Origin of the sequence: Streptomyces canus (genome assembly GCF_030815415.1) — a bacterium.
Taxonomy (GTDB): domain Bacteria; phylum Actinomycetota; class Actinomycetes; order Streptomycetales; family Streptomycetaceae; genus Streptomyces; species Streptomyces canus_F.
Genome location: NZ_JAUSWW010000001.1, coordinates 6,982,178 through 7,000,642 on the forward strand (window position 1 = coordinate 6,982,178; position 18,465 = coordinate 7,000,642).

The following is an 18,465-nucleotide window of genomic DNA, read 5'->3' on the forward strand; positions in this document are numbered from 1 at the left end:
TCCCGCGGTGCTCAGGCGGGGTCCCGCTCCACCGGGATCCACAGCTCCGCGTCCGCCTGTGCCGCGTCCGGTGTCAGGCGGGTCCGCAGCAGCTCGGGGCCCGGGCGGCTGCGGTACGGGTTGGACGGGAACCACTGGGTGAACACGTCCCGCCACAGGTACTGGAGCGCCTGCGGGAAGGGCCCTGAGTTCTCGAAGACGGCCCAGGTCCCGGCCGGTACGGTGAGCGCCTCCATGTCGTCGGGCACGGGCGCCCCGCTCACCACCCCGTGGTAGTAGTCGAGTTCGGTGCCCTCCGCCCGGCTCGGGTCCAGGTTGTCGCTCACGCCCAGAATTCCCTGCGGTTCCTGGTCGGACAGCTCCTCGATGCGCCGCAGTGTCTCCTGGCCGAGGCCGCGGATGAAGTCGGCGATGGCCGGGTTCATCCCCTCGTGCACGAGGGGGACGCGTACCTTCCTGCCGACCACCCTGAACTCGTCCTTCTCCACGATCCGGTATCGCATGCTGCTGTTCCCTTCGACGGTGAGACGGAAGGACAGCCGTGGCTGGGACTCCAGAGCCGCGCCGGTCCGCCTGGCCTCGCCGGGACCGACGCCGTGCATGGCGCGGAACGCGCGCGCGAACGCCTCTCCCGAGGTGTAGCCGTAGCGCACCGCGATCTCCAGCAGCGTCCGGTCCCCGGCCAGCACCTCGGCGCCGGCGATCGTGAGCCGTCTGCGCCGGATGTACTCCGACAGCGGCATCCCCGCCAGCGCGGAGAACAGCCGCCGCAGGTGGTACTCCGAGGTCAGCGCGGTCCGTGCCACGTCGGCCGCCTCGATCCGCTGATCGAGGCGGTCCTCGATGTACTCCATGGCCTGGTTGAGCCGCTCCAGCACCCCGGCCTCCTTCCCTTGTGATCACCCACGTTAGGAAGGACCCACCCTGCCCGACCCGACATCCTGTGCCCGATCAGGTCGGGTGCGGCGGGTGGCCGTCCGCCGTCACCAGGTCCGCGACCGCGCAGCTGACGTTGTCCGGGCCGCCCGCGGTGTTCGCCGCGGCGATCAGGGTGTGGACGGCCGCGTCCGGGGCGGCGGCCGAGGCGAGCGTGCGGCGGATGTCGTCCTCCGGCACGACCGAGGACAGGCCGTCGGAGCACAGGAGGTAGCGGTCGCCGGGGCGGGCCTCGTGGAGGCGGAGGTCGGGGGCCGTGGTGCCGAGGGCTTTGAGGAGCAGGGCGCGTTGTGGGTGGGACCTCGCCTCCTCCGGTGTCAGACGGCCCTCGTCGATCAGCGACTGGACGAGCGTGTGGTCGTGGGTGATGCGGAACAGACCGCCCTCGCGGAGCAGATAGGCGCGGGAGTCGCCGATGTGCACCAGGGCCAGCCGGGAGCCCGTCCACAGCAGCGCCGTCAGGGTCGTGCCCGACTCGGCCGCCTCCGCGACGGCCTCCGTCGCGCCCCGCACCGCCTCCTCGAGCAGATTGAGCACGTCGCCCGCCGACACGTCCTCGGCGTCCAGGCACTTCAGTGCCTCCACGGCCGCGCTGCTCGCCGGCAGGCCCGCGGGGCCGTAGCCGTCGGCGACCGCGAGCAGCCGGGTGCCCGCGTAGGCCGTGTCCTGGTTGGCGGGGCGGACCCGGCCGGGGTCCGAGCGGGCGGCGTAGCGGAGTTCCAGCACGGGCGGGTCCCTTCGCGCGACGGACGTCAGGTGGTCGACCAGGAACCCGGCCAGGTCACGCCGCTGCGCGGTCTCCGCCTCGACCCGTGCCCAGTAGGCACGGACCTCCCGGGCCGCCGCCGCGGCATCGAGGGCGCACACCTCGCGGATCCGGGCCAGCGGCATCCCGATCCGCCGCAGCCACGCCACCAGCCGTGCCCGTTCCAGCTGCTCGACCGCGTAGTACCGGTATCCGGTGTCCGGGTCGACCTTCGCGGGACGCAGCAGGTCCAGCTCGTCGTAGAGCCGCAGGGCCTTGGGCGACAGCCGGCACGCCTTCGCGAAGGCACCGATCGTCAGCATGTACGTCCTCCCCGTCCGGGTCCTGCCTCCGATGCTGGGGCTTCACCGAGGGGGAAGGTCAAACGGGTTGGCGCGGTTGCGGAGGCCGTGCCTGAGCGCTCCGCTGGAAGGGCAGTACGGAAACCGCGGGCGGTGGGGGCTGTTCGCGCAGTTCCCCGCGCCCCTTACGGGGCGCGGTGCCGCACTCGACTTCGCCAAGGCCGCTTAGTCTGCCGATGTACCCGTCGTACGAGAAGGGACCCCCGTCGTGCCCCGAGTCGCCCTCGTCACCTACGACCCCCGGCCGGAGCCCAGCCACGACCGCGATCTGCCGGTGCTCCTGGACGCCCTGCGGGTGGCCGGGGCCGAGGCGGACGCCGTGTTCTGGGACGACGCCGAGGTCGACTGGGGCGGCTACGACCTCGCCCTCATCCGGTCCACCTGGGACTACAGCTGGCGGGTGGCGGAGTTCGTGGCGTGGGCCGAGCGGTGCGCCGAGGCCACCCGGCTCGCGAATCCGGCCGAGGTCGTGCGGTGGAACACCGACAAGCGGTATCTGGGGGAGCTGGCGGCGGCGGGGGTGCCCACCGTGCCCACGCGGTATCTCGCGCCCGGTGACGCCGTCGACCTCCCGGACGACCGGGAGTACGTCGTCAAGCCGGCCTCCGGAGCGGGCGCCCGCTATGCCGCGCGGTACACGCCGGAGCAGCACGGGACCGCCGTACGGCAGCTCGCGCGGATGCACGAGGAGGGGCTCACCGCGATGGTGCAGCCGTACATGAAGGGCATCGACGCCGGCGGTGAGCGGGCGCTGCTGTTCTTCGGGGGCCGGTTCCTGCACGCCAGCCGCAAGCGGGCGGTCCTCGCGCCCGGTACGGCCTTCGACGCGGCCAAGGTCGCCCACCCGGGCCTGGAGCCGTGGACGGCGACCCCGGCCGAACTCGCCGTCGCCGAGCGCGCTCTGGCCGCCGCACCGGATGCTCCGGAGCTGCTGTACGCGCGCGTGGACCTCGTCGACGGGGACGACGCCCGGCCGTGGGTGATGGAGCTGGAGCTCGTCGAACCGAATCTCTTCCTCGACCTGCATCCACGGTCCCTGCCGCTCGTCGTGGCGGCGATCCTGAAGGCGGCCCAGGAGCCGGGCGCCACCGCTCACCCCTGAAAGGGTCAGCGCACCGCCAGCCGTTGCAGCAGGCCCCAGGTGAACTCCGCCGCGCACTCACGCCGTATGCCCTCCCGGTCCGGGGCCGTGAATGCCAGACCCCAGCGGGTCGGAGCCGTGCCCTCCAGGGGGCGGGCCGGGGCGAAGGCCCGTGCCGCCTCGTCGACCGTGCAGGACCAAGGGGTGAGGTCTTCCAGGGCCCGTAGCTCCGGTGCGGAAGCTCCCGGCGCCCGGACCAGCCACTCGTTCCACACCGCGCCGTTCGGTGCCAGCAGTACCTCGAAGCGCAGGTCCGGCCAGAGGGGCAGGGGCCACAGCCAGGCCTCGCAGTCCAGGTCGCCGACCTTGCGGGTGAGGACCGTCTCCGGGGTTCCCAGCACCGAGCGGTAGCGGGACGCTGCGCCGCGTGCGCGGGGGGAGCGGATCATCGCCTGCCAGCGTTTGTTCGCCTCGCGCATGTCGGCCAGGGAGGCGCCCAGCTCGCGGCGGGCGTCCTCGACGAGGTCCGGGTTGTGGTCGGCCATGCGACGGAGCAGCACCAGCTGGAAATCAAGGGACATGTGATCCATCGTGGCCCACCGGGCGGCGGGCGTCGGGCAGGAAGAGCACCGAATTGACGTACCGGGGACCCCGCAGGGGCAGGACGCGGCGGAGCAGGCCGTGGCTGACGACGTAGGAGGCCTCCGCCTGGTGGGCCTCCAGCGGGAAGGTGCTCAACCGCACCCAGTCGCGGCCCGGCAGCACCCAGCCCTCGTAGCCGAGCAGGGACAGATACGTCACCACCGGGGCGATCGGCTGGATACGGGACTCCAGCTCGATGAAGAGGGCCGGACGGTCGCGCGTCAGGATGCCGGTCGCGCCGCGGAGGACCGCGAGCTCGCTGCCGTCGACGTCGACCTTGACGAAACCGACGTCCTTGAGGCCCAGTTCGTCGAGGGTGACGCAGCCGACCGAGAGGGCCTGGGCGTGGATGTCGCGCCGGACCAGGGAGGACACGCCCCGGTCGCCCGCGTCGCGCGCCGGCAGCCACAGACGGGCCTGGCCGGGGCGTTCGGCCGCGGCGGCCTGGACGACCCGGACGTTCGGCGGGGCGGTCGCCGCGAGAAGCCGGGCCAGGTGGGGGACCGGCTCCACGGTCACCACCCGGCGCGCCCGTCTCGACAGCCGGCGTGTCCAGGGGCCGTACCAGCCGCCGACGTCCACGGCGGTGCCGCAGCCCGCGGGGCACAGCTCGCCGAGGCGCGCCAACTCCGGTTCGAAGCGCGGGTACACGGCCCGGGCGACGGCGGCGACCAGCCGGGTGGGCAGCAGCGGGGCGATTCGCGCGGCCAGGGTCATGGGCTCATCCGCTTGAGCAGGTCCTCGTGTTCGTCGTCCGAGACCTGTTCCCCGGAGGACGGCAGCAGCTGCGGGATGCCGTCCACCACGGGGTAACGGCGGTGCAGGCGCGGGTTGTAGAGGACCTCGTCCGGTACGACGAGGTGCAGCGGCCCCTTGTCGAGCGGGCACGCCAGTATCTGCAGCAGCGGGTCGTCGGGTTTCATGGGGGTGTCAACTCCTTGGCGCCGATGGGGGGTTGGGTGGCGCTCTGGTCGTGCCTGGGCATGGACAGCAGTACGGAGACGGCGAGTGCGGTGCCGGCCAGCCGCAGCGCGAGCCGCAGCGGGTCGTGCGGCAGCGCCTCGCCGAACGACAGGGTGCCGAGCACCGCCGTGAACAGACAGGTCACCGTCGTGCACACGGGGACGATCAGTGAGGCCCGGCAGCGTTGCAGGGCTGCCTGCGACATGACGAGCCCGAACGCGCCGGTGAAGAGGAGGAGATACGGATAGGGGGAGCGGAGGAGGCCGATGACCGCTCCTCCGAGGCCGCTCGAGGTCAGATAGCTCGACACGCCTTTGATCGCGAGGGAGCTCACGCCGTACAGCAGACCCACCGCCACGCCGTACTCGACACCGGTCGTCGGCATCCGGTGGCGGTGGCGGGCGCGGCGCTCAGCGGACCCGTACAGCCACACGCCCGCCGCCAGCGACGGCACGCACACCAGCAGGATCAGCGGGTACGGGGCGGCCTGGCTGACGGTGTCCGCGCGCTCGTCCAGCGACAGGACGACCATGAGCAGCGCGGCGAGGATCGCGCCGAGGGCGTACCGCTCCCGCCCGGTCGTCTCCTCGCCCAGCAGCCGCGCCGACAGCAGGACCAGCAGCACGAGACCGGAGACGAAGATGCCCTGTGCGGCGGCGATCGGCAGGGTGCGGTAGACGATCAGCTGTGCGCCGAACCCGGCGAACAGCGCGAGCGACCCGCCGATCCACAGCGGGCTGCCGAGCACCAGTCGCAGCAGCCGGGCGGGTTGCCGGATCGACACCTCGGGCAGGGAGCCGAGCGCTCGTTTCTCCAGGACGAAACCGATGCTGTACAGGGTGTTCGCCAACAGAGCCGCCGCCACTCCCCACCACATGGCCAGGCCCCCTAGGTCTTCCGCGCGTGCAACAGCAGGATCGAGGCGAGGGAGGGTCTGCGGCACGCCAGCCGGTCGAGCGGCCGCATGGGCCGCGGTACGCCGTGGAAGGGCGCCCCTTCCAGTCGTACGACCGTGAAGCCGGCCGCGGCGACGAACTCCCGCAGCGCCCGGGCGGTGTAGAGCCGCAGATGCCCCACCACCTCCCGGCCCGGGCGGCCGTGGATGGCACGCAGACTGACCTCGGAGAACACCGGCTGCACCCCGGCCAGCAGCAGGCCACGGTTGTACCAGGCGGCCAGGTTCGGGGTGGACAGCATGAGATGGCCTCCCGGGCGCAGGACCCGCCGGATCTCGTCCAGCGCCGCATCCGGGTCGACGAGATGCTCGATGACCTCGCTGAACAGCACGGCGTCGACGGACTCGGTGCCGAACGGCAGTCCGCCGTCGCCGAGTTCGCCGCGGACCGTGTACGGCAGCCGGGTGCGGGCGCGGCGCAGGGCGTCCTGGGACCAGTCGACGCCGACGAGGCGGTGGCCCGGGAGCAGGGGGGCGGCGACCGCGGCGGCGGTGCCGTCGCCGCAGCCGATGTCGAGGATGGTGTGCGCGCGCTCCGCCGTCAGTGCCTCGGCCAGCATGCGGGCCTGGCGGAGGCTGCGCGGGGTGCCGGAGGCGACGGGGACGGCGGGGTCCTCGTAGAAGTCGCGCAGCTCGGGCGGCCTGGCGGGGGCGGTCCGGGAGGTCTGGGATGCCTGGGAGGTCTGGGCGGTCGTCATCGCTGGTCCATGTCCGTCGTGTGCAGATAGTGCTCGAACAGGTCCCGCAGATGGGCGCCGTCGCCATGGCTGAGCAGGGCGCGCGACCAGCGCAGGGCGAGGTGGAGACGGCCGGCCGTCGAGGCGGTCGTGACCGTGAGGCCGCGGGGCATCCGGGCGGGCGCCGAGAACCACACGGCGTGCGCCCGGCCCGCCTCCTCGCCGAAGTCCAGCGGGTACGGGATGCGGCCGATGTTGCTGAGGAGCGTGGTGGACGTCCAGGGCCCGGCCGCTCTGCGCAGGCTCCGGGTCAGGGCGGCCCGCCAGGCGACGGGGGTGACCGGGGCGGTGAGCAGGGTGGCGCCGCGGCCGAGTTGGGGGCGCGGGAGGGACTTGAGGGCGCGGGTACGGGTCGCTGTGCGCTCCAACAGGCCGGGCAGGTCGGTGGTCGTCAACTCCTGCGGTGAGAAGGGGACTTCGACGAGCCGGGTGCCGTTGCCGATCGGCATGCTTGTGTCGCGGGGGCGGTCGTCCACCGGCATGGTGATGCGTAAGGGGCGGGGTGGGGTGCCGTGTTCGCGGTTCCAGTGGGCGATGGTGAGGGCCGTGGCGACCATGAGCTGGTCGTTCACGGTGTAGGGGGCTCCCTTGGGGCGGTGCGGCAGGGGGAGTTCGGTGACGAGCATGCCGTTGCCGGGGGAGTGCTCGGGGGTGCCGGGCGCCACTCGTGCGGGCGGAGACCAGTTTGACGGGGTCTCCGCGGGGTCCTGGGGGATCTCGGCGGCGCGGACCGGAGGTGCGGCGGGGCTGTTGTCGCGGCCGCCGTAGAGCTCGGCGGCGGTGGCGAGGACGCGGAGGCAGGCGGGGCCGTCCAGGGCGGTGTGGTTGATGGTGAGGAAGAGGACGGTGGAGTCGCTCAGCCGGGAACCCGGCCGCCGGTCCGCCGCCCTGCCCCATCCCACGACGTCCGTCGCCTCGCTTCCTTCCGCCCGTCCCGCCCCCTCCACCACCTCCAGCCGGATCGGCGGCGAGTCCGTCAGCGGCGGCGCCGTCGTCAGCGCCCGGGTCCGCGCGTCCCGCAACGCGTCCTTCCCCGGAGTGGGGAAGGTGACCACCTCCACGTCCGGGCGCTCGGTCAGCTCCCACTCGTACCGGCGCCGGTACCACGCCCCGCGCGCCTCCCTCATCAGGATCCGCGGATGCCGCAGCAGCGCTTCGTGGAACGCCTTCCGCAGCCCCGCCGGGTCAAGACGCCCGGGCAGATGGACCTCGATGTGGACCGTCTCCGGCTCCTCCTCCTGGAGGCAGTGCCGGGAGACCTCGTCCACCACCGGGAACGGGATGCGCGCGGGTGCGGTGGTCATGCGGGTTCGCCCCCTTCGGCTTTGGGTAGCTGTCGCGTCGGCGCCTCCGAGCCGGGTGGCGTGCTCTCCGCCTCGGAGTCCCGCACGCTCACCACCGCCGCGAACAAGCCGATCAGCGCCAGCAGTTGGGCCGTATGACCGAAGGCCCCGTGCTCCGCCGCGACCGGTTCGCCCGCCCCGGTCGCGGCCGCGATGCCCGCCCCGGCCAGCGCCGCGAACGCGATCGGTACGAGCCACTCGTGCCGCCGGTGCGCCAGCAGCGCCAGCGCCGGCACCAGCAGGGCGAACCACCCGGCGATCAGTACCCCCACCACGGTGAGCGCGACCGTGCCCAGCCAGAGACCCGGCGGCGGCGGAAGGACCTGCGGCTCGTCGGGGTTGGGCGAGCGCCGGCGCCACAGCACCAGGCCCACCAGGGCCAGCAGCGCCACACCGCTGCCGATCAGCGCGCCGTCGTAGGTCGTCGCCGGTTCGTACGACAGCTTGACGTCGCCGCCCGCCCCGGCCGGGATCCGCCAGGCCTGCTGCCAGCCGTCGAGCCGCACCGACGACAGTTCCTTGCCGCCCAGCGTGGCCTTCCAGCCGTCGTTGTAGTTCTCGTACGTCGTCAGATACATGGCCGCACCGGAGCCGACGCTCACCTCGCGGCGGTCGCCCAGCCAGTCCCGGATCCGGAGGTCACGTCCGGTGGCGGTGGGTTCGGCGACCGTCCCGCGGGTCAGGGTGACGTCGGTCAGCGTCAGGGGCCCGGCGTCGCCCGCCTCGACCTGGTGCGTACCGGATGCGAGGTCCAACTCGGCATCCGTGCGCCCCTCCTGACAGAGAGTCACCTCGAGGGGGCGGCGCTGGGTGAGGTCTCCCACCGTCCCCTTCACGCTGGTCTGGTAGAGCTCGCGGTCCACCGACACCACCGGTCCCTCGCCGCACGGCAGCGAGAACTTCCGGTCGCTGTCCGGCTGGGGTGTGCGGGCGGAGCCCTGGGGCGTCTCCAGCGAGGGGATGTACGCCTCGGTCAGGCCCACCGGCAGGCGCAGATCCTCGTCGACCATCGGGTTGTAGAGGGTCAGCGGTGCCGTCTGGGTGATCGTGATGTCGAGACGGTCGGTGGTGATCGCCGGGAAGCGGACCCAGCCGTTCTCGTCGACGCCGGCGATGGTCGCGCCGTCCGGGGAGCTGATGTTCACCTCGGTCGGACGGGTGGACAGGCCGCCCGCGGGGGCCAGCACCAGTTCACTGACGGGCTGTTTGCCGTCCCAGCGCAGATGGATCGTCGGCCGGTCGCCCGCGATCCACGCCGTCGTCAGATCGCCGTCGGTGAGGTTGCGCGCGGACAGCCCGACGCCGAGGGCCGCCGTGGAGTCCGCGGTGGCGATCACGCGCTGGTCCTGGCCTTCGGGCGCGATCTCGTAGAGCAGCCGGTCGAGTTGCTCGCCCGGCACCGGGACGGCGCTCGCCCGGATCGCGTACGTCCCTCCCGTGGCCGTCGAGAAGCGCCGGTGCAGGCCCGCCTCCATACCCGTGGCGGACAGGCCGGTCGGGTTGGCCGTGCGGTGCAGGGAGATCAGCTCGGCGCCGGCGTTGGTGTCCTCGGCGTCGGTCGGCAGCCGCAGCAGCCGGGTCACCTGGACGTCCGGCAGAGCGATCTCGGAGAAGCCGGCGCCCAGCAGTCCGGTGCGGCGTTCCACCGCGTCGAGGATCGTCAGCTTCATCCAACCCGTCGCTCCGGGCGGCGACTTGACGGCCTGGGTGCTGCCGTCGGAGCGCAGGACCGTGGTCCTGGACCCCTTCTCGGTCTCCACCCGCACCTTCGTCGCCGCCGACCGCACACTGTCCTGCGGCAGCGGGGTCACCTTGAACGACGACGGCATGTCGTACGCGTCGTCCGAGAACGAGATCCGCAGCCACTGTCCGTCCGCCGAGCCCAGCGCACCCTCCGCCCAGGCGGTGTCCGGGTTCCCGTCGAAGGCGTTGACCGGGTCGTACTGCGGGAGGTGGAACAGCCAGTTGCCGTACGAGGACGCCGACACCGAGCGGGCGCCGCGCAGTTGGGCCACCGTCTGATGGCCGAGGCCCTTCGCGGGCAGGATCTGGTGCGGTTTCTCGCCCGGGTCCTCCGCCGCCTCGGGGGCGTTGCGTTCGTCGCTGGTGTACGTGTACGAGGTGTTGGCGTTGACCAGGCCGAACCGGGTGTCCGCGCGGCGCAGTCCGTCGCCGACCACCTGGAGCGGCGGGGTCCCGACGCCGGGGTGGTTGTCGCCGGTCAGCACGGTCGGCCGGCCGCGCAGCTCGGTCGCGAGCGGCAGCAGGGACTCGGGCCCGCCGGAGACGACGGCGGTGTCGGCGACCGGCAGCAGCCCGGCGTGCCCGGGACGCGGTACGGCTTCGGCGGGAGCGTAGATCTCCACCGCCCGCTGCCTCGGATACAGGCCCTCGATCGCGAGCGGGGCGTCCTGGATGATCCGGCCGCCGGTCATGATCGGGCCGAGCCCCTTCATGCGTTGATAACCGGACTCCTCCAGGGTCCGCTTGACCGTCGTCGTCGGCACATAGCCGATCTGGTCCGGGTCCAGGTCGTTGCGGACGACGATGTAGTAGATGCCGGAGCGGCTCAAGTAGTCGGCCAGGCCCGGGACTTCGCCGCCGGACATCAGGGCCTGCTCGACGGCGTCCATCGCGCGCCGGTTGCCGGCGGTGCCGAAGGGGACGTAGTCGCGCTGCGCCCAGCGGGACTCGGCGACCACGTCGAGCGGCTGGTCGATGGTCGAGCCCCAGGTGTAGATGCCGTGCGCGGTCGCCGGGACGACCAGGGCGCGGGAGTCGGGCGAGGCGTCCTTCAGCCAGGCGGCCGTGGCCTTCCAGTACTTGGGGATCTCCTGGAACGAACCCGGGTTGAGAATCGAGCCGTTGAGGTACGGCCACATCAGACCGGGCAGGATCAGCACCGCCGCGATCAGCGGCGCGAACCGGCGCCCCCGCACCGGTCTGGCGCCCCGCGACTCGCCCGCGACCCCGACCAGATGGGCGAGGCCCAGCACCAGCGCCAGGGCTAGCCCCGTCTGGAACTTGTAGATGTTCCGGAACGGGACGAGCCCGCCGTTCAGCCAGTCCTGCACCACCCCGTCGAAGGGCGCCCCGAACGCGCCGCCGTACCCGGCGAGCAGGATCGGCGCGATCACGATCACGGTGAGCGTCAGCCAGCGTCGCTCCGGCATGTCCCGCCGGGCGAGCCCCGCGAGGCCGAGGCCGGCCGCGAGGGCCGAGCAGACGATGACGACCACCGAGGCCGCCACGGTCCAGCCGGCCGGCAGCCAGGCCTCGCCGAAGTGCAGATACGCGACCCAGTTCCCGGCGCCGCGCAGTGCCTCGGTCGCCGCCATGGTCTCCGTCGTGGTCTGTGAACTCTCCACGTACGGAAGGAAGTTCTCGCCGTAGAAGCCGAGCAGCAGCAGCGGGATCCACCACCAGGCCGTCGCCAGCACCAGGCCCGGCACCCACCAGGCGATCAGCTTGCGCTGCCGTGGCCCGGGCGGGCGGGACAGCAGATACAGCCCGACCGGGAGGAGGGACGCGAGGGTCGAGGCCGCGTTCACCCCGCCCATGAACGGGATGATCACCGCCGAGCGCAGGGCGGCGACCCGGGCGCTGTACCGCTCGTCGACCAGCGGCAGCAGCACCCACGGCAGGACCGCGCCGGGCAGCGCGGCCGCCGACGTCGACCCGATGACGATGGTGAACACCGGCCACAGCGCGTAGGCGACGGCGGCGAGCAGCCGTGACGCGCCGCTGCCGATGCGCAGCCGCTCGGCCAGCCGCAGGGCGCCCCAGAAGGCGACCGACACGATGAGCGACATCCACAGCCGTTCGGCCAGCCACACCGGCAGCCGTACGGCGTCGGCCAGCCAGTAGAACGGCAGCATCGGCCACAGATAGCCGGTGTACTGGTCGGAGATCCCGCCGAAACCGCCCTGGTCCTGCCACAGCTGGCCCAGGTCGGAGAAGAACCGGCCGGGGTCGACGGTGACCCCGAGCTTGGTGTCGAAGGTCTGACGCCCCGGGTGCACCGCAAGGAACAGCACGAACACCACGGCCCAGAACCCCAGCAGCCAGCTCCGCGACCGCGGGCCCTCCGGCGGGCCCGACATACGCGCGGTGGAGGGTACGGCCGCCGGGGGAGGGGCCTGGACCGTGGACGTCGTCATCGTGGACACCGCCGGAGGATGAGGAGGAGGTTCCAGGTGGCGACCTCGCGGATACCCGGCGCCTTGACGACGGTCTCCGCGAGGAACGGCCAGTAGCGGGAGCGCGCCGAGACCACCCGCACATCGTCGCGGGCGCGCACCTGCCGCAGGGTCGGGCCGATGTGCACGGCGAACAGGTTCTCGCCGAGGGTGTGCTTGGCGGCCTTTCCGGTACGGCGCCGGTAGCGGGCCCGCGCCCGCTCGGCACCCAGGTAGTGCCAGGGCGCCCACTCGTGGCCGCCCCACGGGGACAGCCAGTTGGTGAACGACAGATAGATCAGCCCGCCGGGCCGTGTGACCCGTACGAGCTCACTGACGAAGGTCTGCGGATCGGCGACATGCTCCAGGACGTTGGAGGAGAAGGTGACGTCCGCGACCCCGTCGTACAGCGGCAGCAGGTATCCGTCGGCGATCACGGCCCCGTCGGTCGGCTTGGGGCCGAGCTCCCGCAGGTCGGGTTCGAAGAGGTACGCGTGCGCACCCCGTCTGCGGAACTCCTCGGTGAAACACCCGCTGCCCCCACCGACGTCCACGACCGTACGCCCGGCGACGGGCCCGTCATAGGCCTCGACCTGGTCGACGGAGTCGCGGGCGAGGAGGGAGTAGCAGTGCTCGGGATCGTCCTGCTCATGGAGGAAAGCTCGGAAAAGGGTGACGGAACGCCGAAACGAAGGGTCCTTCATGCCGGTTGAGGGGCGCGGGGCGGTGTCTGATGTGCGGCTACCGCCGCGTGTGCGCGACAAGCCACGACGCACCCGCAGCCGCGAACCGGCATCACCACGACGGCGCATGGCCGGTCTCCCCCCTCACCGCCTCGGCGGCGACCGCACGGAACTGTCTCACCGTCCGATCCCAGCGATAACGCGCCGCATGATCTCGGGCCGTCTTGCCCATCAGTTCACGGCGATGACCCGACAAGGCCAACGTGCACCACGCCGCCGCGAACGAGGACTCGCCGTGCGCCAGCACACCCGTCTCCCCGTCCACGACGGAATCCCGCAGACCGGGCACGTCGAAGGCGATCGTCGGCGTCTCACGAGCCGCGGCCTCCGTGACGACCAGCCCCCAGCCCTCGACCGCCGACGGATGCAGCAGCAGCCACGCCGCACAGAGCAGCCGGTGCTTCTCCGCCTCGGACACATGGCCGGTGAACTCCACGCCGGGACCGGCGAGTTGCTCGAGACGCTCCCGTTCGGGACCGTCGCCGACGATCAGCAGCCGACCGCCGGTCACGGGCCGTACCCGCTCCCACAGCCGCAGCAGCAGGTCGATGCGCTTGTACTCGACGAGCCGGCCGACCGCCACGAACAGCGGCTCGGGGGAGCGGTCCGCGCGCGGGCCCGGCTCCTCCACTCCGTTGTGCACGACACGGATACGGTCCCGTTCGACGCCGATCCCGCGCAGTGCGTGGGCCGTCGAGGGGGACACGGCCACCAGCAGACTCCGGTGCTGCGCACCGGTCAGCGCCCAGTGCTCGAGTCTTCGGCCGAGGCGCGCGGCGGGGGCCATCGGCCCGCCGAACCGCATCTTCCACAGATCGGTGTGCACATGGTTGACCAGGCACAGCGTGGGACCGCGGTGCCAGACGGGCGCGAAGTACGGCATCCCGTTGCAGACCTCGACCAGCAGATCGCAGTCGCCGACCTGGCGGGAGAAGGCCGAACGGGCACGGAGGAAGTGACCGAGTTCGCCGCCCGCGGAGACGACCCGGTAGTCGCGGTACGACGCGGGACCGCCGCACAGCAGGGTGACCTGGTGGCCGAGGCCGGTGAGGCCGTCGGCGAGCCGGTCGACCAGGAGCTCGGAGCCCCCGGCGGCCGGGTTGCCCAGATCACGATGGGCAAGGAAAACGATTCGGCGCGGGGGTGGGGGGAGCGCCGAGGGGTGCTGCGACGCCCGGGGCGATGCGGCGTGGTGGGGGTCCCCCCGCTCGAGCGAAGCCGAGAGTGGGGGAGTGGGTGGCACGTGCTGGGGCATGTGCGCTCCAACTCGTCTCAGGGTGCGGAACTTTGAGCGTGGGGGTGAGCTTTGCGTTCCTGTGGGGGGTTTGAGTGCTTGCTGCGAGGGTCGTGTGGGTGGACTGTGCTCGGGTGGGGGTGGACAGTTTTCGCCCACCCGTTCGCCGTGGCTACTCACCTGGGTGACAATTTCCGGCCTTATTAGAGCTGACGTCCAGTCACATCGTGAGCGGGGAATCGGGCGTATCGGATGAACCGGGATGCCGCCTCCCGCGTACCACCAAAACGGAACCGGCCACCACCAGGACGAACCCCAGCACAGCCGCACCGATCGGCACCGTCTCGCCGATCGCCTTCAGCTGACCGCTGTCCTGCTCGGCCTTCTTCACCGCGTCCTTCTGCGTCGCGGTCGTGAAGGCGATCTTCTCGCTGTTCAGCAGCACCACCGCGTCCTTCTTGGCGCCCGGCGCCCGCAGGGTCCGCTTCGGGCCGGTCTGCGCGTAGATCACGCGGCCGGTGCGCTGGTCGACGACCAGCTCGAAACCGTGGTTGGAGTACCACTCCTCGGCCAGCACCTGCGGGCTGTCCGGCCGGCCGACGAGGCTGCCCGGCACCATCCGGGTGCCGACCTTCGTCGGGGCGACCGTGCCGGTGAACCGGTAACCCGTGTACCCCTGGACCTTCTTGGTATCCCGGTAGGTCAGCACGATGGTGTTGCCGAGGGTGTTGTCCCACCACTGGTAGGCGCGTTTCTGCACGTCGAAGGGGAACTTCAGATAGGCCTCGCCCTCGATGTACGGCTTCTCGCCGCAGCAGTGGACGGGCTTGGTGGTCCTGCGGTCCATGACCCAGCGGTGCGGTACGAAGTCCAGCGCGTCGTGCGGATCCGCCGCCGGCAGGGTCTTGTCGGTGTCGACCGTGGTCGTCACGTCCCAGACCGCGTCACCGCTGCGCTCGCTGTCCTCGACGTTGCCGCGCACCCGCTGGGTGACGGTGATCGTCTGGCCGTCCACGGTCTCGACCTTGTCGGTGTCGAAGACGCTGCCGGTGCCTTTGTAGACGGCGGTCTGGTCGATGTCGATCGGGTTCACTGCGGCCCGTGGGGTCACGTACCACGCCAGCATGGGCGCCAGGACCAGCAAAAACGTGCCGAGTCCCAGCAGAATCAGAGAGAAAGGAGAGGCTGTACGGCGCATCCGGGCACTCCTGGGGCGTGAGGGTACGGAGTTCGGGCCGCTCTGGGACCTGTCGTCACACTCCCGTCGTTCGCCCGTAGGGCGGGCCCCGCGGCGTCTGGTGCGTGCAGCTGCAAGGCGGAGGAGGGAGTCGACGCGATGGGGGTCCCCCCGCTCGAGCGAAGCCGAGAGTGGGGGAGTCGGCGACCGACGACAACGCCGCAGGTGCGCGTGCCAGACGCCGCGGGGCAGGCGGGAGTGTGACGACAGGGCCCTTGGGCCGAGGACCGTAGGCGCCCCTTGACGGAGTGTCAATGTCTTGCTGACACTGGGGCGGACAGACAGGGTGGAACGCCGGGGTGGGGACAACCGCCGGAAAGAGCCACTGAAAGGCTGACCCTGCGATGTCCAGACTGCTCGCCGCCGCACTCACCGTCGTGGCAGCCGCCGCGCTCGCCGTGGGGGCCGCGTTCGGCATTGTCGCGCTGCTCGAAGCGACGCCCGACCAGCCGAACACGCCCTTGATCACGTACGAGCAAGCAGGTCAGGGGAGTTGAGCCGTGACGGCGGTGACTTCACGGTCGGCCTGGCTCGACGTACCCCGGCTCCAGGTGCGCCGCTTCGCGGAGATCGCGATGGCGGAGGCACCGGCGCTCGCCGAGGAGATCCTGCGCGAGATCCGCCGCGAGTACCCCCATCTGCCCGTCGTCCTCGACGAGTCGGGCGAGCCGATGGCCCTCGTCGGTATCCGCCGCGCCATCGAGGTCTTCGTCCAGCACCTGGAGACCGCGGAGGGCCGCCCGAGGGTCCCCCCGGGCGTCTTCCAGGAGTTCGGCCGGGGCGAGGGGCTGAACGGGCGCAGCCTGGACTCCCTCCAGGCCATCTACCGCATGGGCGTACGCCTGGCCTGGCGCCGTTTCGCCGAGATCGGCCAGCGCGTCGAGATCCCGCCGCCGGCGATGTACGAACTCGTCGACGCGGGCTACGAGTACCTCGACGGCCTCGTCGACCAGTCGGTCCGCGGCTACGCCGAGGCGGCGGCCCGCCAGGCGGGCGAACGGCTCCGGCTCCAACGCCGCCTGATGGAACTCCTGTTGGTCGAACGCCACCGGCACGGCGACCCGGCCGAGGCCCTCACGGAACGCGCCGCCCGCATCGGCTGGCCGCTCCCCGAGAGAGTCGCCGTCGGCGTCCTGCTGCGCCCGGCACGAGAGGCGGTACCGCCCGCGGTCGGCCAGGGAGTGCTCCTGGACATGGAGTACGAACTGCCCCGCATGGTCGTCCCCGAACCGGACGCGGCGGGCCGCCCCGAACTCCTCCACCGCGCCCTGACCGGCTGGTCCGGCGCGATAGGACCCCCCGTCCCGCTGGCCGACGCGGCGAAGTCGCTGCGCTGGGCCGAGGCCGCCGTACGCCTGATGGAACGCCGTCTGCTGCCCTCGGGCGAGGTCCTGCACTGCACGGAGCACACGGAGGCGCTGGTGCTCCTCCAGCCGGAGGAACTGATCGACGACCTCGCGCTGCGCTGCCTGGCCCCCCTGGTCCACTGCGGCCCCACCCATGGCCGCCGGCTCGCCGAGACGTTACTGGCCTGGCTGGAGACCCGTGGCGGCGCTCCGGAGGTGGCCGCCCGGCTGGGCGTCCACCCCCAGACGGTCCGCTACCGCCTGCGCCAGATCCGTGAGCTCTGGGGCGCGGAGATCGACGACCCGGACCGGCGCTTCGAGCTGGAACTGGTGCTCAGGGCGCAGCGATTGAGGGGGGTGCTGGGGGAGTCGCCCGGCTAGGCCCTGTCGTCAAATTCCCGTCGTCCGCCCGAAGGGGGGCAGGCGGGAATTTGACGACCCCTAGGAGTCCGACCGTCGCTTGAACTCCACCGGGCCCGCGTTCATCTCGATCGTGCCGTCCGGGTGCAGCACCGGCCGGCGTTCGTTCATGCGGCCGCTGTAGGACTCGATGTGCTGGATCGCCGCGCCGTCGGCGGTGGTGAAGTCGACCAGGGCGATGACCACCCAGTAGCGGGTCTTGGTGTTCTCGTACAGCGGCACGGTGATGTTGGAGCCGCGCCCGTCGTCGACCACGACCTGCGCACCGAAGCTCTTGAAGGAACCGAACCCGTTGCTGACGGCCGAGTACGCGCACAGCAGGACGTACCCCTGCTCCTCGGGCCGCACGATACGGATGGTCTCCCGGCCGGGGACACGGGCGTCCCCGTCGAGCTGGATGTAAGGCGCCTGCTGCAACGAGCCGAGGTTCTTGTAGTAGACGACGTCGCCGCCCTCACCCTTTTTCTCCCCGCGCCCGGTCTTGATGATCGTGCCCGGCGCCTGTGACCCGCGCTGCGCCTGAGCGGCGGGCACGAACAGGGCGTACAGGTCCAGGTCGGCGCCCTGGCGTCGGCGCTTGTCGCTGCCGCCGTCCCACTCCAGGGCCACGGTGACGACCAGCTGGCGGTCCGACTTGTCCAGACTGATCGAAACCTGGCCGCCCTTGTCCAGGCTGACCTTGCCGAGCGGGGGTTTGACGAGACTGGTCGGAGTCGGAACCTGTGCGGGAGCGGGAGCGGATGCCGGTGACTGTGCGGGAGGCGTCTCGGCCTCCGGCCGGGACACATCGATTCCGAAGTCCGTGGCCAGCCCCGCCAGCCCCTCGGCGTACCCCTGCCCGATGGCCCGCAGCTTCCATCCGTCGCCCCGCCGGTACAGCTCCACGAGCAGCACCGCGCGCTCGCCGTCGGTCAGCGCGGGCGCGCGGAAGACGACGGGCTCCCCTTCGGCCTGATGCGCCCGGACGGTGACCTCCTCGACCTCACGGAAGGTACGGGCGGTGTTGTCGGGATCACAGCTGCCGACCAGCACGACCCGGTCCACGTCCGCGGGCAGCCCGGCCGGATCCACGACGACCCGCTCGGGCCCCGAACCATCGGCACCGACATGCCGCACGGCCCCGTCCGCACCCGAGGGCTGGTTGTAGAACACCAGATCCCCATCGGACCGCACCCGCCCGTCCGCCCCCACCAGCAGCGCACTCAGATCCACCGGATCACCCACGGTGTGCAGCTCGGCGGTCAGCGGCCCGGAGCCCACCACGGTGTTCCCGCCCTTGAGAAGCTCAGGCACAGCGACTCTCCCACCCTTCGACGTGACGTCACCCTGCCATACCGGATCAGGAAGGGAGGAGGGGATGTCGGGGCAGGGCCGACAGGGCAGTGTTCGACCCTTTGGTCATGTCACGCACGAGATCCCCCCAGGAACCGCATCCCCCAAGACACGCCACGCAGTGTGACGTGTCACACACGAACGCAGTAGTGCCGGTGTCTCGCACCCGTACGCTTCCTGCCGAAACGGGACGGTTGCGCGGGGCGTAGTC

The 18,465-nt window shown here is 71.8% G+C and carries 16 protein-coding genes; 3 read left to right on the top strand and 13 right to left on the bottom strand.

Annotated features, from left to right (window positions below):
- Positions 1 to 11: 11 nt before the first annotated feature.
- Entirely contained in the window at positions 12 to 878 is an 867-nt protein-coding gene (locus tag QF037_RS32265; protein WP_307031293.1) for an AraC family transcriptional regulator, read from the bottom strand.
- 73 nt (positions 879 to 951) lie between these two features.
- Positions 952 to 2,004: a MerR family transcriptional regulator gene (locus QF037_RS32270; RefSeq protein WP_307031295.1), complete on the bottom strand. Its 1,053-nt coding sequence runs from the start codon at positions 2,002 to 2,004 to the stop codon at positions 952 to 954.
- Positions 2,005 to 2,251: 247 nt separating this feature from the next.
- Between QF037_RS32270 and QF037_RS32275 the strand changes: the two genes are divergently transcribed.
- Positions 2,252 to 3,145 carry an ATP-grasp domain-containing protein gene (locus QF037_RS32275; RefSeq protein ID WP_307031296.1) on the top strand — a complete coding sequence of 298 codons (894 nt, stop codon included), beginning with the start codon at positions 2,252 to 2,254 and terminating at the stop codon, positions 3,143 to 3,145.
- 5 nt (positions 3,146 to 3,150) lie between these two features.
- On the opposite strand, the gene QF037_RS32280 is transcribed toward QF037_RS32275, so the two are convergent.
- The 10 genes from QF037_RS32280 to QF037_RS32325 form a co-directional block, all read right to left on the bottom strand.
- Positions 3,151 to 3,714, bottom strand: a complete 564-nt coding sequence (locus QF037_RS32280) for a hypothetical protein (protein ID WP_373463844.1) — start codon at positions 3,712 to 3,714, stop codon at positions 3,151 to 3,153.
- Positions 3,695 to 4,483 (bottom strand): FkbM family methyltransferase, encoded by a 789-nt coding sequence (locus QF037_RS32285; protein ID WP_307031300.1) that lies wholly within the window; start codon positions 4,481 to 4,483, stop codon positions 3,695 to 3,697. The genes QF037_RS32280 and QF037_RS32285 overlap by 20 nt, the downstream gene beginning before the upstream one ends.
- Complete coding sequence (locus QF037_RS32290; protein WP_171146433.1) at positions 4,480 to 4,689, bottom strand: Trm112 family protein; 210 nt, start codon at positions 4,687 to 4,689, stop codon at positions 4,480 to 4,482. The genes QF037_RS32285 and QF037_RS32290 overlap by 4 nt, the downstream gene beginning before the upstream one ends.
- Positions 4,686 to 5,594, bottom strand: a complete 909-nt coding sequence (locus QF037_RS32295; protein WP_307037482.1) for a hypothetical protein — start codon at positions 5,592 to 5,594, stop codon at positions 4,686 to 4,688. Before QF037_RS32295 ends, QF037_RS32290 begins: the two co-directional genes overlap by 4 nt.
- Positions 5,595 to 5,617: 23 nt before the next feature.
- Positions 5,618 to 6,382, bottom strand: coding sequence for a class I SAM-dependent methyltransferase (locus tag QF037_RS32300; RefSeq protein ID WP_307031304.1), 765 nt, complete (start codon positions 6,380 to 6,382; stop codon positions 5,618 to 5,620).
- On the bottom strand, positions 6,379 to 7,725 hold the full coding sequence (locus tag QF037_RS32305) for a condensation protein (RefSeq protein WP_307031306.1): 1,347 nt from the start codon (positions 7,723 to 7,725) through the stop codon (positions 6,379 to 6,381). Before QF037_RS32305 ends, QF037_RS32300 begins: the two co-directional genes overlap by 4 nt.
- The gene (locus tag QF037_RS32310) at positions 7,722 to 11,924 is read right to left on the bottom strand and encodes an alpha-(1->3)-arabinofuranosyltransferase domain-containing protein (protein WP_307037485.1); all 4,203 of its coding nucleotides are present in this window, start codon (positions 11,922 to 11,924) and stop codon (positions 7,722 to 7,724) included. The genes QF037_RS32305 and QF037_RS32310 overlap by 4 nt, the downstream gene beginning before the upstream one ends.
- Positions 11,921 to 12,646, bottom strand: coding sequence for a class I SAM-dependent methyltransferase (locus QF037_RS32315; RefSeq protein ID WP_307031308.1), 726 nt, complete (start codon positions 12,644 to 12,646; stop codon positions 11,921 to 11,923). Before QF037_RS32315 ends, QF037_RS32310 begins: the two co-directional genes overlap by 4 nt.
- Before the next feature lie 91 nt (positions 12,647 to 12,737).
- The gene (locus QF037_RS32320; RefSeq protein ID WP_307031310.1) at positions 12,738 to 13,940 is read right to left on the bottom strand and encodes a glycosyltransferase family 4 protein; all 1,203 of its coding nucleotides are present in this window, start codon (positions 13,938 to 13,940) and stop codon (positions 12,738 to 12,740) included.
- A 199-nt stretch (positions 13,941 to 14,139) separates the two neighbouring features.
- Positions 14,140 to 15,117, bottom strand: coding sequence for a DUF3068 domain-containing protein (locus QF037_RS32325; protein WP_307031313.1), 978 nt, complete (start codon positions 15,115 to 15,117; stop codon positions 14,140 to 14,142).
- 383 nt (positions 15,118 to 15,500) lie between these two features.
- Here QF037_RS32325 and QF037_RS32330 point away from each other — a divergent pair, with 383 nt between their 5' ends.
- Positions 15,501 to 15,653 carry a hypothetical protein gene (locus QF037_RS32330; RefSeq protein WP_199924585.1) on the top strand — a complete coding sequence of 51 codons (153 nt, stop codon included), beginning with the start codon at positions 15,501 to 15,503 and terminating at the stop codon, positions 15,651 to 15,653.
- A gap of 12 nt (positions 15,654 to 15,665) precedes the next feature.
- Positions 15,666 to 16,883, top strand: coding sequence for a helix-turn-helix domain-containing protein (locus QF037_RS32335; protein ID WP_307037487.1), 1,218 nt, complete (start codon positions 15,666 to 15,668; stop codon positions 16,881 to 16,883).
- A gap of 60 nt (positions 16,884 to 16,943) precedes the next feature.
- Here the strand turns inward: QF037_RS32335 and QF037_RS32340 are convergent, their stop codons facing one another.
- Entirely contained in the window at positions 16,944 to 18,215 is a 1,272-nt protein-coding gene (locus QF037_RS32340; RefSeq protein WP_307031316.1) for a TerD family protein, read from the bottom strand.
- Between the last annotated feature and the right edge of the window lie 250 nt (positions 18,216 to 18,465).

Coding starts and splice junctions, on each gene's coding strand:
- QF037_RS32270 (WP_307031295.1), bottom strand. CDS start 2,004: ATGCTGACGATCGGTGCCTTCGCGAAGGCGTGCCGGCTGTCGCCCAAG.
- QF037_RS32280 (WP_373463844.1), bottom strand. CDS start 3,714: ATGGATCACATGTCCCTTGATTTCCAGCTGGTGCTGCTCCGTCGCATG.
- QF037_RS32285 (WP_307031300.1), bottom strand. CDS start 4,483: ATGACCCTGGCCGCGCGAATCGCCCCGCTGCTGCCCACCCGGCTGGTC.
- QF037_RS32290 (WP_171146433.1), bottom strand. CDS start 4,689: ATGAAACCCGACGACCCGCTGCTGCAGATACTGGCGTGCCCGCTCGAC.
- QF037_RS32300 (WP_307031304.1), bottom strand. CDS start 6,382: ATGACGACCGCCCAGACCTCCCAGGCATCCCAGACCTCCCGGACCGCC.
- QF037_RS32305 (WP_307031306.1), bottom strand. CDS start 7,725: ATGACCACCGCACCCGCGCGCATCCCGTTCCCGGTGGTGGACGAGGTC.
- QF037_RS32310 (WP_307037485.1), bottom strand. CDS start 11,924: ATGACGACGTCCACGGTCCAGGCCCCTCCCCCGGCGGCCGTACCCTCC.
- QF037_RS32315 (WP_307031308.1), bottom strand. CDS start 12,646: ATGAAGGACCCTTCGTTTCGGCGTTCCGTCACCCTTTTCCGAGCTTTC.
- QF037_RS32320 (WP_307031310.1), bottom strand. CDS start 13,940: ATGCCCCAGCACGTGCCACCCACTCCCCCACTCTCGGCTTCGCTCGAG.
- QF037_RS32325 (WP_307031313.1), bottom strand. CDS start 15,117: ATGCGCCGTACAGCCTCTCCTTTCTCTCTGATTCTGCTGGGACTCGGC.
- QF037_RS32330 (WP_199924585.1), top strand. CDS start 15,501: ATGTCCAGACTGCTCGCCGCCGCACTCACCGTCGTGGCAGCCGCCGCG.